Annotated in this window: 14 protein-coding genes; 8 read left to right on the top strand and 6 right to left on the bottom strand. The window is 41.8% G+C overall.

All coding sequences use genetic code 11. The annotated features are described in order from the left end of the window. Positions 1 to 173 precede the first annotated feature (173 nt). Together C509_RS0111190 and aspA are read left to right on the top strand one after the other, a co-directional pair. Positions 174 to 1517, top strand: a complete 1344-nt coding sequence (locus C509_RS0111190) for an MATE family efflux transporter (RefSeq protein WP_018707030.1) — start codon at positions 174 to 176, stop codon at positions 1515 to 1517. A gap of 178 nt (positions 1518 to 1695) precedes the next feature. Continuing rightward, a complete protein-coding gene (aspA, locus tag C509_RS0111185; RefSeq protein WP_026319810.1) occupies positions 1696 to 3123 on the top strand; it encodes an aspartate ammonia-lyase in 1428 nt (475 codons plus the stop codon). 152 nt (positions 3124 to 3275) lie between these two features. On the opposite strand, the gene C509_RS0111180 is transcribed toward aspA, so the two are convergent. From C509_RS0111180 to C509_RS0111170, 3 genes are all read right to left on the bottom strand, one after another. Further along, positions 3276 to 3872: a cadmium resistance transporter gene (locus C509_RS0111180; protein ID WP_018707028.1), complete on the bottom strand. Its 597-nt coding sequence runs from the start codon at positions 3870 to 3872 to the stop codon at positions 3276 to 3278. 103 nt (positions 3873 to 3975) lie between these two features. Continuing rightward, the gene (locus tag C509_RS0111175; protein WP_018707027.1) at positions 3976 to 4545 is read right to left on the bottom strand and encodes a manganese efflux pump MntP; all 570 of its coding nucleotides are present in this window, start codon (positions 4543 to 4545) and stop codon (positions 3976 to 3978) included. Between the two features lie 565 nt (positions 4546 to 5110). After that, positions 5111 to 6103: a zinc-binding dehydrogenase gene (locus C509_RS0111170; RefSeq protein ID WP_018707026.1), complete on the bottom strand. Its 993-nt coding sequence runs from the start codon at positions 6101 to 6103 to the stop codon at positions 5111 to 5113. Positions 6104 to 6274: 171 nt separating this feature from the next. On the opposite strand from C509_RS0111170, the gene C509_RS23850 reads away from it, so the two are divergent. From C509_RS23850 to C509_RS0111155, 3 genes are all read left to right on the top strand, one after another. Beyond that, the gene (locus C509_RS23850) at positions 6275 to 6859 is read left to right on the top strand and encodes a class I SAM-dependent methyltransferase (protein ID WP_018707025.1); all 585 of its coding nucleotides are present in this window, start codon (positions 6275 to 6277) and stop codon (positions 6857 to 6859) included. Between the two features lie 532 nt (positions 6860 to 7391). Beyond that, entirely contained in the window at positions 7392 to 7637 is a 246-nt protein-coding gene (locus C509_RS23845) for a hypothetical protein (RefSeq protein WP_018707024.1), read from the top strand. A 399-nt stretch (positions 7638 to 8036) separates the two neighbouring features. Beyond that, positions 8037 to 9488 carry an alanine/glycine:cation symporter family protein gene (locus C509_RS0111155; protein WP_018707023.1) on the top strand — a complete coding sequence of 484 codons (1452 nt, stop codon included), beginning with the start codon at positions 8037 to 8039 and terminating at the stop codon, positions 9486 to 9488. Positions 9489 to 9765: 277 nt separating this feature from the next. Here the strand turns inward: C509_RS0111155 and C509_RS0111150 are convergent, their stop codons facing one another. Beyond that, positions 9766 to 10881, bottom strand: a complete 1116-nt coding sequence (locus tag C509_RS0111150; RefSeq protein ID WP_018707022.1) for an NAD(P)/FAD-dependent oxidoreductase — start codon at positions 10879 to 10881, stop codon at positions 9766 to 9768. Positions 10882 to 10897: 16 nt separating this feature from the next. After that, complete coding sequence (locus C509_RS0111145; RefSeq protein ID WP_018707021.1) at positions 10898 to 11593, bottom strand: DUF421 domain-containing protein; 696 nt, start codon at positions 11591 to 11593, stop codon at positions 10898 to 10900. 132 nt (positions 11594 to 11725) lie between these two features. Here C509_RS0111145 and C509_RS0111140 point away from each other — a divergent pair, with 132 nt between their 5' ends. Together C509_RS0111140 and C509_RS0111135 are read left to right on the top strand one after the other, a co-directional pair. Beyond that, a complete protein-coding gene (locus C509_RS0111140; RefSeq protein ID WP_018707020.1) occupies positions 11726 to 12730 on the top strand; it encodes a DUF3231 family protein in 1005 nt (334 codons plus the stop codon). A gap of 5 nt (positions 12731 to 12735) precedes the next feature. Beyond that, positions 12736 to 13182: a hypothetical protein gene (locus tag C509_RS0111135; protein ID WP_018707019.1), complete on the top strand. Its 447-nt coding sequence runs from the start codon at positions 12736 to 12738 to the stop codon at positions 13180 to 13182. Positions 13183 to 13204: 22 nt separating this feature from the next. On the opposite strand, the gene C509_RS0111130 is transcribed toward C509_RS0111135, so the two are convergent. Then, entirely contained in the window at positions 13205 to 13435 is a 231-nt protein-coding gene (locus tag C509_RS0111130) for a YczF family membrane protein (protein WP_018707018.1), read from the bottom strand. Between the two features lie 120 nt (positions 13436 to 13555). Between C509_RS0111130 and C509_RS0111125 the strand changes: the two genes are divergently transcribed. Then, positions 13556 to 14647 (top strand): GerAB/ArcD/ProY family transporter, encoded by a 1092-nt coding sequence (locus C509_RS0111125; RefSeq protein ID WP_018707017.1) that lies wholly within the window; start codon positions 13556 to 13558, stop codon positions 14645 to 14647. Positions 14648 to 14650: the final 3 nt, after the last annotated feature.

Below are 14650 nucleotides of genomic sequence, written 5' to 3'. Positions count from 1 at the left end.
GATTAGCTTGGAACTATTGATACCTATAAGGATTTGCCGCTACTACCTCAATGGCTATTTATTGATCAAACGTTTGATTAACTGCTTAAGCCAAAATCATGCTTTTCCCTTAATCCAGCATATATAATGAAAGTAGTATCTATCAAAGCAATGCAGGAAAGGATATCTTTACAATGAAACAGGAGGATTTCACGGCTGGCCCGATTGGGAAGCAGCTCCTTGCTTTTTCGCTCCCTATTCTGGTTACCAACCTTCTTCAGACATCCTATCAATTTATCGACAGTCTGTGGGTTGGGAATTTGCTTGGGACAACTGCTCTTGGAGCTGTAGCGGTTTCGAGTACGGTCATTTTTACTGTTCTTTCTTTTATAATTGGCGTAAATAATGCGACGCTGACAGTCCTCTCCCAACTTAAAGGGAAGGATGACGACGCTAGGTTAAGGAGTTTTGTCAACGCATTTGTTGTCATTTTAAGCGGTATGGCAATAGCTCTTGGGGTTGTAGGGTTTATCTTGGCAAAAGACATTCTCCAATTCCTCGGTACTCCTGATTCAATGATTGCGGAGGGTGTCAGTTATTTGCAAATCAACTTTCTGGGAATTTTGTTCTTGTTTGGCTATAACTTTATTTCCACTGTGTTTCGGGCGCTTGGAAACAGCAAAACACCTGTCCGCTTCGTCTTGGTTGCTGTTATTTTAAATACGGTTCTTGATCCTTTGTTTATTGACATCTTTGATTGGGGAATCGAAGGGGCAGCTTATGCGACAATTTTTGCACAGGGAGCTGCTTTTGTTTATGGCCTGATGGTCAGCATCCGCTTCAGACAGATTCCTTTTTCCATACCAAAGCTTCCAAAAAGGGAAGAGGTATCCATCATTTTAAAACAGGGGATTCCTTCCGGGCTCCAAATGACAGTGATTTCGGCAGGGCTTGCTGCTATTATGAGTGTTGTCACTTCATTCGGCCCGGATGCTGTGGCCGGTTTTGGTGCAGCCCAGCGGCTGGATAGCATCATCATGCTTCCGGCACATGCACTTGGTACGGCAGTCAACAGTATGGCGGGGCAGAATATCGCAATCAAGCAATGGGATCGGGTCAGGCAGATCACGAAGTATGCTCTGCTTATGAACTTGGCTGCTATGTTCTTGGCGGCAGTGGTTATCTTTATTTTTGCAAGATGGGGGATTCGCATGTTCATCTCTGATGAAGGGGCAGTTGCCTTCGGGGCGGAATATGTGAAGATCATCGCTTTTTTCTATCCGTTTCTCGGTCTCAATTTTGTATGGAACGGTATTGTTCGGGCTTCAGGGGCTATGTTCCAGGTACTTTTGCTTAATATTATTTCTTTCTGGGTGCTTCGTTATCCTTTGACGTTCATTTTTGCGAAGTTAATTGGAGAAAAAGGGGTAGGTGTCGGTATTGGTGCAAGTTTTGTCATTAGCAGCATTCTTGCGTTTGGCTACTATCGATTCGGGAAATGGAGAGAAAGGGATCTGTTTAAGAAAGCAGCTCAGTAGGGTACTTCTTTTTATAGGAGAAGAATGGGGAAAATTAAATGTTGAAAACTTACTGTTTTCAAAAGCTGCTTAACCATGTAAGATGGAACTATAAATAACCTATGATAGCCCGGATCTTGAAAATTGATCCGGGCAGACTTTTATGCATGTAAAAGAATACCAGATGGGAGACGGAAAAATGGAAGCGTCAGTCATGGAAACGCGAGTGGAAAAAGATTTTTTAGGAACTAAAAATGTACCCGTTGATGCTTATTACGGGATTCAGACACTCAGGGCTGTGGAAAATTTTCCTATCACGGGAAACAAACTTCATGAAGAGTTGATTAAAGCATTGGCCATTGTAAAGAAGGCTGCAGCACTGGCTAACACTGAAGTCGGATTGCTGCCGGGAGAAATAGGGCAAGCGATTGTTGAGGCATCTCAGGAGATCATTGAAGGGAAACTGCATGATCAATTTATCGTGGATCCGATTCAAGGCGGAGCCGGTACATCGATGAATATGAACGCCAACGAGGTTATTGCAAACCGGGCGCTTGAGTTGCTTGGCAAAAAGAAAGGGGATTACGCCTCAATCAGCCCTAACTCCCATGTGAATATGGCCCAATCGACTAATGACAGTGTTCCAACAGCCATCCATGTGGCGGTCTTGAATGTTCTTGATGGATTGCTGTCAGTCATGGAAGATATGAAAGCCGCTTTTGAAGAGAAGCAAAAGGAATTTGACCATGTAGTAAAAATGGGAAGGACACATCTTCAGGATGCTGTTCCCATCCGCCTTGGCCAGGAGTTCGGTGCTTACAGCCGTGTCATCAAAAGGGATATTCAGCGCATCCGCCGTTCAAAAGAGGCTCTTTATGAAGTAAACTTGGGCGCAACGGCTGTCGGATCAGGCTTAAATGCGGATCCAAAATATATCAAACTGGCTGTTGAATACCTGGAAGATATCAGCGGATTGCCAATGGTGGCTGCAGAAAATCTGGTTGATGCAACGCAAAACACGGATGCTTACACAGAAGTGTCCGCCGCATTGAAAATCTGCATGACGAACATGTCCAAAATTGCAAACGACCTAAGATTCATGGCATCCGGACCAAAAGCGGGCCTTGCGGAAATCAATCTTCCTGCAAGACAGCCAGGTTCATCGATCATGCCTGGAAAAGTGAATCCGGTTATGGCTGAACTCATCAACCAAATCGCATTCCAAGTCATCGGAAATGACCAAACAATCAACCTAGCTTCGGAAGCGGGACAATTCGAATTGAATGTCATGGGACCGGTTCTTGTCTACAATTTGATGGATTCCATCACAGTGATGACCAACGGTTTCAGAGTGTTCACGGAATATTGCGTTTCCGGCATCACCGCCAACGAAGAAAGAATGAAGCATTATGTAGAGTCAAGTATTGGCATCATCACGGCAGTCAATCCGCATATCGGATACGAAGCTGCGGCTGCCATTGCGGGAGAAGCATTAAAAACGGGCCGTTCTGTTCGTGAACTCTGCCTTGAGCTAGGCGTTCTGACTGAAGCAGAGCTTGATCAAATTTTGGATGCACACGAAATGACCAATCCTGGCATCGCTGGTGCGGCTTTGTTGAAAAAATAAAAGAAAAACCCTCGATAAATCGAGGGTTTTTGTTGTTTTGCAGGATAAGAAAAACAGAACATATAAACATGATACGGATAACCATTATTGCAAAACGTTAGAGGAATAGTTCCATGTAAAAAGGATGTGCAGATATTGTTACAATGCGCCGTTCAAGTGATCAGCAGAACTCTATAAAAATAAATCAATGTCCCTTGTCTAATCATAATAAGGATGCCTAGAGTTATGAATACAAAAGGAACCATCTTTTGAACGTAGAGCTCTAATATGCGGGAAATGAATGGTTGCTTAACTAAGGCATTTCCCAAGTAACACCAAACAGCTACCAGGACTAAAAAGATTACCAGAAGCAAAATAATACGTTCAAGATTATGAATTGCTAAAAACGGAATATATACGCCAATATTATCAGCACCGTTTGCAAAGGTGATTGTGGCCACTTTGAATAACCATCCGAGGTTATGGCTAGCATCTTTTCGTACCTGATACAAGTCCCTTAATGATTTGATCCCAATATAAATGGGAGCTAATCCCAACAAACCTATCCACTCAGCAGAAAGCTGCACAGCACCAATAGCGCCGATAAAACTAAAAATTAAAATGAGTATAAAACCCAGGTATTGTCCGGCTACAATACATAGTTTTTGTTCGGTTGTCTTTACTTGTGAAAACCAAGTCATCAAAAAAAAGAGGTCGTCAATATTAGTCGCGATAAAAAATATAATGATGGAAGCAATCAAACTTAACATAACGATGGAAATGATCCCTTTCTTTGTTTTTCAAGTTATCATTCCATTATATTAATATTAATTGTCCAAATGATGATTCGACTAACAACGTTAAATAACGATATTAAAGTAATTGGTTAAGTCCGATTGCAATAAAAATAAGCCCCGCAACAAGAGAAGAGTAACGACCAAGCATTTTTGAAATAAGATTTTTCCCTACCGCATTTCCTATCATGATGGAAATATACCCCCATAATGTTATGCTGATGATCAATTCCCAAATAAGTGTGTCATAGGCAACAGCTAGGCCAATTCCAGCAGCAATATTTGTAAACGACAATGCAAAGCCAAGAAAAATAGCATCTCGCAGCCTAGGTTGTTGTATTTTTGTTCCAGAGTGCTTTTTCCTATAAATCAAACTTGAATAGCGATTGCAGATAGTCACTATTCCGATACAGAAAAACACAAAAAATGAAACTAGTCCAATGTCTGCGGGAGAAATAATTTGGGAAATTAAAGAGCCTAGATAAACACCAATCAGTGTGTAAAAAAAACCGATTATATTGATAATCATGTTGAACCAAGCTGGTATTCGAAAATTATTAAGCCCGTATGCAATTCCAACACCAGTATTATCCAGGTTTGCACTTATTCCAATTAAATTTACTATTAAGAAAGAGCTAAACCACTCCAAATGACATCACCCCAATAATGGTCTCTACAACATCACAAAAAATCCCTACAAAACTAGCATATGTAAAAGGAATTCCAAGCGTGTCCTTATGAATACCCATTAATAGAGCAAAAATTATACACAGAAAAAAATGATTGTCCACATTTTTTAAAAAAGTAGATGTAAATCTGGGGTATTCTTGATAAAAGAAGAAATATCCACAGGTCTACCAGGAGGTTATCCACAAAATCCTGTATATCCACTACATGAATCCACAATTGTGGTAAAACAAACTTTTCTATAGAGAGTTACCAACATAAAAAAAGATAAACATGTCGTAGAAGTAAAATTATCCACAAAGTTATCCACGATTGGGTATAAATTAGAAAACGCTTAAAACTGAGAATGAATAATCTGCAATGTCAACAGCTCCTCTAAACGAGCCCGACTAAAGCTTTAACCTGGCTGAACGGTTGAAATGTTGATTATATATAAACTCCTTAAGGTCCAATAGGTATCGAATTGGCTGTATTAACAAAGACCATTCCAATCAAAACAGGACAGAGCAGCCGCCCTGTCCCAATTATTAATCAATCAAGAATCCTATTTTTCCAAATTGCTCGGCCTCTTCCAAACGGTTGAAGGCGATTTCGTATCTGCTTAACGGAAAAATAGCTTCGATTTCCGGTTTGATTTTATGTTTTTCCACAAACTTGATCATCTCTTTGAACTCTTCGGCACTTCCCATGGTAGTGCCAAGCATGTTGTACTGTCCATAGAAGAAGCTCCTGAGGTCAATACTCACTTCATCTCCCGCGGAAGCTCCAAAGGTAACGATGGTTCCCCCTGGGCGGAGCTGGCCGAGTGATTTGTTGAAAGTAGCTGCTCCAACGGACTCGATTACTAAATCAACTTTTTCGCCGTTTAGCTGTTCATTCCAATCGCCATCACTATTGATCGCTTTATCGGCTCCAAGTTCAAGGGCGCGCTGAAGTTTTTCTTCTGAACGTGATGTAACATAGACGGTGGCTCCTGCTGTTTTGGCAAACTTTAAAATAAAGGTGATAACGCCGCTTCCGACTCCTGGAAGAAGCACTGTTTTACCAGGTGTAATATTTCCTCTCGTAAAAAGGGCGCGATATCCTGTAAGGGCAGCGAGTCCAAATACCCCTGCTTCTTCCCATATCAGATGTTGGGGTCTGGGGACTGCATTTTCAGCCGGAATCACGATGTAATCGGCAAATGTTCCATGGTCCGGAAGCCCGACAATCTCAAATCCCTCAGGCGGAGCATCGCTTTTTTCCTTCCAGCCCAATCCAGGATTGATGATCACTTCGTCTCCGACATTGATACCCGTGACATCGTCACCGATCGCATCGATAATGCCTGCCCCGTCGGAACCAATGATGAGCGGAGGTTCCGTTGGTTTGTGGCGGTGAAGAACAAATAAATCGCGATGATTTATCCCTGCTGTTTTTAGTTTAACCCTTACTTCACCCGGGCCAGGCTGGCCAACTTCCATTTCGCGTAAAGAGAGACCTGCAATTCCTGACTTTCCTTCGTGAACAATCGCTTTCAACAAAATCCCCCCATTTTGTATATATTCCAACCATTCTCATAGTCTATCATAAGGAGTATGGTTCTGCGTCGGATAAATCAGATTTTTATATATTTTGACTGTTGAAAATAATAGGTCCTTATGTTTAATTAGGGGTATATTTCAATTAAAAAACGGAAAGAGGGAAACACAATGGCCGACCTGGGACAGTTTGGAAAGCCGAAGGGTCCACTTGGAAAGTTCTTTGGCTGGATGATGGACAGATATAATAAACTCGAGCATGTTGAAACAATTAAAAGTCTTGATTTGCAACCGGATGATCGGGTACTGGAAATTGGTTATGGAACAGGTCAAGCGATGATTTTGTCGGCGGAAAAAATTCATGATGGAAAGATTGTCGGCGTTGACCATTCAATTACTATGTTTGAAGTGGCATCACGGAAAAACAATAATTGGATTGATCGAGGAATTGTTGAGCTTCATGTGGGAGATGCAGAAAGCCTGGATTTTTCTCAATCGTCCTTTGATAAGGTTTACAGCATTCATTGCATTTACTTTTGGACTCAGCCTGAATCCAATCTACAAGAGATTTATAGGGTGTTGAAAGATAAGGGGACAGCAGTGATCGCCATTCGGACCGGTAAGGGAGAGGTCTATCAAAAATTTACAGATACGAATGTAAAGAAGTGGATGGAGAACTGCGGATTTAAAAATGTCACGATAAGACGTCTTGGTAAAAGAAAGCACAAGGCATCTGTCATAATGGGGGAAAAGTGAGACTGAGGAAATTGAGTCGCTGTTAGCGATTAGGAAGCATACTGCCTATAGGACTGTTTTTCGATTTTTTTGCTGTGAATTTAGCGGTCGAAGCTTCTGCTCAGTTTAATATCCGAAGATGGCAGCTTATCACTTCGGAGCGGTCTGAAAATTGAAGAGTTGTGGTGGTGATTTTACAATATCGATCCTGTATGGACGTATTTTTATCATTTATGAATTTCGAAAGCAAACAGTTAGGAAATCAATCTTTAGACTGTTTGTCACCCAAAGCAATGGGAGACTTACAATGTCACAGGGTTGGATCTGTACGTTCATCAAGTTACCCCTTGGGAATATACGCATATAATCGTTTTGGTACGGTACCGGAGAGCTGAAACGATTCAATTTTATTACATTCATTTATCTGTTCTGGATGAGGGGAGAGAAAGGGACCGCATGGCCTCGTATCCGGCATACAGGTAAAACGTCTGAAGATCTCATGAAACTTTAGATTAAGTTTGGTCGTATTATGAAAAAAGGGAGGCATATCGAGATGGAAAAAGAAGAAATGAGTCAGCAATTATTAAATGAATTAAAAGAATTGAAAGCCAGGGAAGACGCAAATACACAATTGCTTAATGAGATAAAAGATATGAGAACCAAGATGGAAAAGATAGAGCAGGATATCGAAGATATCAAGTTTTTCACCCCAAAGCCTGTACTGACTCCGGCAATGATTGGGCAAGTGGGCGGCATTATATTAGGTGCGCTCGTCATCATCGGGATTTTTTGGCTATAAATACGTTGGAGATACCGAACAAGCACTGTATCAAAATGTTAAGTTAGCCAGCTTTAAACTCAATCATTTGCAAATTCATTTTACAACGTACAGTGGGCTTGTGCGTTGTTTTATTTTTTGCAGACATCATACCCATCCGTGATTGAAACGGTTCTTGCAGGTGGTGGATGAGTGCAGTTGAAGAAAAAAAGGTTGGACAAGATGGACTGTAAAAATTAGGAATTATGAAGGGGGATGGTTCAAAAAAGGGTGTTTCAAAGGGAGTATTGGTTGCTCGAAAAAATAGGCACAACTTGTTCCGTAAAAGATATTGTTTTATTTTTTATTACAGTATATAATTCTAATTGTAAGCGCTTACACATATATTGATATAGTCTTATAAAATGAGGAGGAATGCAGGTGGGACATTTCGTTGAATGGCTGAACGGTGTATTGTGGAGTTCTCCCCTTATTTATTTGGCACTGGGCATTGGCATTTTATTTTCGATTATGACTCGTTTTATGCAGCTTCGCCTTATCAAAGATATGATCACACAACTATTTTCGGGGAAGAGCTCTGATGCTGGAATTTCGTCGTTCCAGGCGATGGCGGTTGCACTTTCAGGGCGGGTCGGAACCGGTAATATTGCCGGAACGGCAACAGCCATTGCATTCGGAGGACCGGGGGCCGTCTTTTGGATGTGGGCGATCGCCTTCCTTGGTGCCAGTACAGCGTATGTAGAATCAACTCTGGCGCAAATTTATAAAGTGAAACAAGATGGACAATACCGCGGAGGTCCTGCCTATTATATTGAAAAAGGTATGGGGAAAAAGTGGTATGCAGTGATCTTCGCAGTCTCAACTGCTATAGCCATGGCTTTTCTGATGCCCGGGGTGCAGGCAAACTCCATTGCCAACGGTCTTCAAAATGCTTTTGGGCTCAGCACTGTTGTCACAGGCATTTTTATCGTTCTGTTACTGGGTTTCATTATATTTGGGGGTATTAAAAGAATTGCAAAGACGGCAGAATTGGTTGTTCCGTTTATGGCTGTTGGATATGTTCTTGTATCACTAATTGTCATAGCGTTTAATATTACAGAATTGCCCTCTATTATTGCGCTGATCTTTAAAAGTGCTTTTGGTCTGGATTCTGCCTTCGGCGGTATTCTTGGAATGGCTATTTCCTGGGGGGTAAAACGGGGAATCTACTCAAATGAAGCCGGCCAGGGATCGGGAGCCCACGCTGCGGGGGCGGCCGAAGTATCGCACCCTGCCAAACAGGGAATCGTTCAGGCGTTTTCTGTTTACATTGATACCCTTGTTGTATGTTCAGCTACAGCATTCATGATTATTATCACGGGTATGTACAATACGGTTCGCCCGGACAATTCCTATATTGTCAAACGTCTTGGTGATGTTGAGCCCGGGCCGGGCTATACACAGGCTGCCGTAGAATCTGTATTGCCCGGATTCGGTTCTGGCTTTGTAGCAATTGCCCTCTTTTTCTTTGCGTTTACGACAATTATGGCTTATTACTACATGGCCGAGACGAATGTCGCATATTTAACAAGAGGAAGAAACGGGCAGATTGCGATGTTTTTCGTAAAAATCGCCTTACTGGCAACTACGTTTTATGGATGCATCCGAACGGCCAAAGTAGCTTGGGATCTCGGGGATATCGGGCTGGGCATTATGTGTTGGTTGAACCTGATCGCCATCCTGATTTTGTTTAAGCCGGCCATGATTGCTTTAAAAGATTATGAAGAACAGAAAAAACAAGGATTGGACCCTGTTTTTGATCCTAGGAAAGTGGGCATTAAAAACGCCGACTTCTGGGAGAGCGAAGACTTTAAAAAGCGGGATGTCAGCTAAAAGAGGCAGCCGGGCTGTTTGATCAGCCCGGTTTTTCTTTTACAGGAAGACCGGAAACGCATAAATTGTTAGAAACGTATTATCTGTTTTTTTGACCAGCTTTAACGGACAAGAGATCAAGTACTGCCGATGTCACAGACCAGCGTATAGTTCCGGATCAAACCGCTTAGCAAGAGCTCTTGTTTCAGTGCTTTTGTTCTCATGAGATTAATTATTTACTCTGCATATAACAGTCATACACCAAGTTTTGATATAGCTGTTATGTCAAAGCATATCCTCACCCCAACGCACGCTCGACACGATACAGGCTCAAATCCATTCCCGGCTCCTCCTCCAAAGCCAGACGAGCCAGCTCCGAGCCTAAATATGGTCCTGCGGTCAGGCCAGTTGCCCCCAGACCGTTTCCGATCAGGATGTTTTCAAATCCAGGCAACTCCCCGAGTACCGGAATCGATTCAGGCGTATAGGGCCTAAAGCCAACTCTCGTTTCCAAAATGGTACTGTCGGTGAGGCCAGGTGCTGTTTCCAGTGCCTTTTCCAATATTTCATGCATTCCGCCGGCCGTTACCCGCAAATCGAAATGAGTGAAATTTTCATAGGTTGCACCTGCCACAATCCGGCCATCTTCAAATGGCACGATATATTGGCTTCCTGGTGGCATGATCACCGGCCAATTCCCCGTTTGTGTTTCAGGCAGTTCCATATGTACAATTTGCGCCTTCAAATCCTTCGACCGAAAGTCGACACCGATTGCATTCATTAGCTCCTGAACCCATGCACCCGTGGTTACGATGACCTTTGAAGCATGATGAAAAACCTCATTTGCCTCGGCACCCACAACCTTTTTCCCTTCCAAAACGAGTCGTGCATCTCCGTAAATGATTCGCGCTCCAAGTCGCTCCGCTGAACGCAAAAGGGAGTCACGCAGCGCACGTCCATTCACACGGGCCGCGCCACTTACAAAAACAGATCCGTAGCCTTCCGCCAGAGGAGGAAACATCATTCGAGTTTCTTCCTCGTCCAGAAGACGGATATCCCCTATTTCGGGAGCACCTTCACGTCTCTTCAAAGCCCGTTCTTTCATTTCAATCAGTTTTTCCCGTTCGGTATGAAGGCTGACGGCCCCGACTTTCGCATATCCGGTATCTGTTTCCCCGGCCTTTTCAAGCTCTGAAATGAGGCCGGGATAGAAAGCAGCTCCTGTTTTGGCAAGTCTATACCAATCTTTATTCCGCCGCTGGGATAGCCAGGGACAAACAATGCCTGCAGCTGCATCTGTTGCCTGTCCTTTGTGTTTCCGGTCAATAACGGTCACTTTCGCTCCTGATTTGACCAAATGATAAGCTGTGGATGCGCCGAAAATCCCGGCGCCGATTACAATAAAAGTATCCATGATTTACATCCTTTTTCTACGATTGCCCCTTTAAGGAACGATATGTTTTGATAAAAAACCCTTCTGTTTCAGACCATTCTGCGTACAAAATATTATCTATGTCCGAATAACCTTCCCTTTTCAATTGCTCTTCCAGCCAATCGTCCGTTTTTCCGATGGACTTCAGCATGTCTTCTTGTATTCGTCCTTCGTCTACTAGCAAAATGGACGGTGCTTCGTCTTTAACTTTCATCCGAAGGATTTCTGCGGTTGGCGGTTCAGCGGAGGAATGTTTCTTTACACTGATGGATCCGCTTGTCTCCAAATAGAGATCCCTCACATCTTTTAATGAGAATATTCCTTGTTGACGAAGCATTGTACGAAGCTGTTCCATTTCTATATGGTTACTTTTTAATTTCTCAAGATCAAGCTCTCCGTCTTTCATCAGCCTTGATGCACTTCCTTTGAAAATGCCCCTTAGCAAGTCGTTTTTCCCAACTAGAATCTCTACTATATAAATTAACACAGCCCATACGGCAACACCAAACAGCATTTGCCAAATGGATATTTGATGATCGTAAAGACTTTCCTCTAGCAATGCGCCCAAAATGAGGGCATATACGAAATCAAAAGGGGTGAATTGCCCCATCTCTTTCTTTCCGAGCAGCCGAGTGACTGCGAGCAGAGCCCCTAGCCCCAGTACTAATTTGATGACGGTATCAAAGTAGAGCATAGAAACCTCCCCAATTTTCTGTCTTCCCTCATTTTTTACCACAATAAATGCTTGCTAAGCATTTGGCATAAAGCATTATAAGTTTTTTAATGAAGGGAATACTATTCAATAATCAAAAGGAGGTCCGTTCTTATGACAAACCATGACCATGTAAAATTAACGGCAAGTGAATTGTCCACATATTTTATGTCGTATTTGCGGGATACAATGGCAGTGTGTGTACTTTCTTACTTTCGGGAGCACGTAGAGGATCCGGATATTAAAGAATCTGTTGAATATGCATTACGGCTATCGGAAATGCATGTCGACATTGATAGGAATTTATTTGACGAAGAGGGACTTCCTACGCCGGTAGGGTTTACAAAACAGGACGTAAATGTGAATGCACCTAGGCTTTTTGGGGACGAGTTGATTCTTCAGTACATCACTAATTTAGGGATATTGGGAATGAGCGCCTACAGTCTTGCCATTACAAATTCAGCCCGGCCAGACGTACGGGAGCATTTTACATCTTGCCTGCAGTCGTCAGCCGAGTTATTTAATCGAACTGCAACTCTTCTGCAGGAAAAAGGTTTTTTCATTCGTGCACCTTATATTCCTTACCCGAAAACCACTGAATTTGTTAAGAAAGAGCACTTCTTGTCAGGGTGGATAGGTAAACAAAGGACTTTAACGAGCACGGAGATTTCATTTTTGTATATGAATTTATTGCGAAACAGTCTCGGAGGGGCCTTATTGACAGGCTTTGCGCAAGTTGCAGAGTCAAAGGAAGTCCGCACATTCATGGTAAGAGGGTCAGAGATTGCCAAACATCATGAATCTGTATTCAGAAAGTTTTTATCTGAAAGCGACATTGCTACTCCCCTTCCATGGATTTTAACTGTATCAGATTCTAGAGAACCTGTGTTTTCCGATAAATTATTAATGTTTCACACAAATTCCTTAAATATTTCCGGTGCAGGTTATTATGGCCAAAGTATGATAGCAAGCCCTCGGAGCGATTTAGCAGCGGCATACAGCCGTTTAATTATTGAAGTTGGTGAATATGTAACGGACGGGACGGAAATCATGATTTCTAATGGATGGCTTGAAAAGCCGCCTTCTGCCCCTGACCGACAAGATTTGTCGAAGGGTTAAAGAAAGTGAATGCGAAGGAAAGGTTGTTTTGGAGCATTGCCGTACCGGGATTTGGCCAGTTATTAAACGGAAAATATATAAAGGGAATTGTACTGATCGCTTTGGAATTTCTCGTTAATGTAATGGGTAACTTTAATGCGGTTATCATTGCCAGCTTCCATGGGGATATCGAAAGGGCCATCAATCAAGCCGATTTTCAATGGCTCATGTTTTACCCCTGCCTCTATTTCTTTGCCATATGGGATGCGTACAAGGATGCAGGTGGGGGTAAGGAACCTTATTCATTTCTTCCGTTTGCCTTTACAGCTTATTTTGTTACAGCGGGAGTCATTTTTTCAACAAAAGTAAGATTATTTGGAGTGCTGCTCGGCCCCATATGGCTTCCGATCCTCAGTGTCATTCCTGGAGTGTTGGCAGGACTTTTATTGAAAAAAATATTGAAACCAACGTAAAAACGGCAGAAAATCCTGCCGTTCATTCATTCTGGCTTTGTTTTCCTTTTTTATATCGGAAATAAAGAGGGTGTAAAAAAATAACTAAAGGGAATAAAGTGTAAAGTACTTTTTCTGAAACGGTCATGGCATAAAAAGATTTGGCCGATTCACGGATGGCATCTTTGAATCCAATGCCGATAAATAGGTTGGCACTTATGGATAATACTGTCATCAACGCCATCATTAATAAAAATATCACGATTATTTTCAATTTAATCACTTCCTGCCAACTTTCTTTTCTTTAGGGGTCATGGTTATAAAAGTGTTTTATTATGGGTAAAACGGTGAATGAGCTCACCTTTAGGGTTCTCTAAACAGGAGTGATCCATCCATGGAAAAGGCCAAGATCAGTTCTTATCAATTGTTTGTCCTTTTACTGTTGTTTCTACTTGGAAGCGCTTTGTTGTTCCCGCTTGGCATTGATGCCAAGCAGAACGTATGGCTTGCTATACTGATCTCAACTATAGGCGGATTTTTAATCTTTTTTATTTATTACGGTCTATTTTTGATTTATCCTGATGTATTACCAACGACCTATGTCCAGGAGATAATAGGGAAGTTTTTTGGAAAAATAACCGCTTTTTTATTTATGGTTTATTTTACATATTTTGCTGCCAGAATTCTTAGGGACTTGGGGGAGATGCTTGCAGTTGTTGGATATCTCAATACTCCGTTGGTCATTAATCACACATTATTGATTTTAGTAGTGATTTATACTGTCCGCAAAGGCATTGAAGTCTTGGCTAGGACAGGAGAAATCCTATTTGTATTGATTTATTTAATGGCTATCGCAGGATTTTCATTTATTGTTTTTTCCAGTTTAATTGATTTTGATCGATTGAAGCCATTTCTTGAAGACGGTATTTGGCCAGTTTTAAAAGTGGCTTTGACACAGGTTATCTTTTTTCCGTTTGGTGAAGTGTTTGTTTTTGCTATGATTTTTCCTTATATTGCAAATAAGAAAAAGGTGAAATCTGTAAGCTTATTTGCCATAGGGTTAAGTGGAGTGAACTTGGCCATCAGTATGGCGATAAATGTTAGTGTTCTTGGTGTTTTCGAGGTGGAACGATCGCTATTCCCTCTCCTTGGTACCATCCAATCCATCGAGATAGCTGATTTCTTAGAGCGGCTTGATATTTTTTTTATGCTTGCATTAATCATTTTGGGATTTTTTAAAATCAGCATTTACTTTTATGCAATTACAATGGGGATGGCTGACATATGGAATATTAAAGAACCAACGAAGCTTGTTCTTCCGATTGGATTTGTCGTTTTGTTTTTCTCCATCGCTATTGCGGGCAATATGGAAGAACATGCGAAAGAGGGAGTTAAAGGAATCGCTCTATATTTACAGTTGCCATTTCAAATTATTATTCCATTACTATTTCTGATTATCGCTTTTTTTAAAAACAAGAAAAAATAACTC

The organism is Siminovitchia fordii DSM 16014 = CIP 108821, from assembly GCF_000374565.1.
In the GTDB taxonomy this organism is placed as follows: Bacteria; Bacillota; Bacilli; order Bacillales; family Bacillaceae_C; genus Siminovitchia; species Siminovitchia fordii.
Note: the sequence above shows the minus strand (reverse complement) of the source record. Positions and strands in the feature narration are given on the sequence as shown.

What these genes read in the sequence shown, in the direction of transcription:
- C509_RS0111190 (WP_018707030.1), top strand. Translation starts at nt 174, where the DNA reads ATGAAACAGGAGGATTTCACGGCTGGCCCGATTGGGAAGCAGCTCCTT.
- aspA (WP_026319810.1), top strand. Translation starts at nt 1,696, where the DNA reads ATGGAAGCGTCAGTCATGGAAACGCGAGTGGAAAAAGATTTTTTAGGA.
- C509_RS0111180 (WP_018707028.1), bottom strand. Translation starts at nt 3,872, where the DNA reads ATGTTAAGTTTGATTGCTTCCATCATTATATTTTTTATCGCGACTAAT.
- C509_RS23850 (WP_018707025.1), top strand. Translation starts at nt 6,275, where the DNA reads ATGGCCGACCTGGGACAGTTTGGAAAGCCGAAGGGTCCACTTGGAAAG.
- C509_RS23845 (WP_018707024.1), top strand. Translation starts at nt 7,392, where the DNA reads ATGGAAAAAGAAGAAATGAGTCAGCAATTATTAAATGAATTAAAAGAA.
- C509_RS0111150 (WP_018707022.1), bottom strand. Translation starts at nt 10,881, where the DNA reads ATGGATACTTTTATTGTAATCGGCGCCGGGATTTTCGGCGCATCCACA.
- C509_RS0111145 (WP_018707021.1), bottom strand. Translation starts at nt 11,593, where the DNA reads ATGCTCTACTTTGATACCGTCATCAAATTAGTACTGGGGCTAGGGGCT.
- C509_RS0111140 (WP_018707020.1), top strand. Translation starts at nt 11,726, where the DNA reads ATGACAAACCATGACCATGTAAAATTAACGGCAAGTGAATTGTCCACA.
- C509_RS0111125 (WP_018707017.1), top strand. Translation starts at nt 13,556, where the DNA reads ATGGAAAAGGCCAAGATCAGTTCTTATCAATTGTTTGTCCTTTTACTG.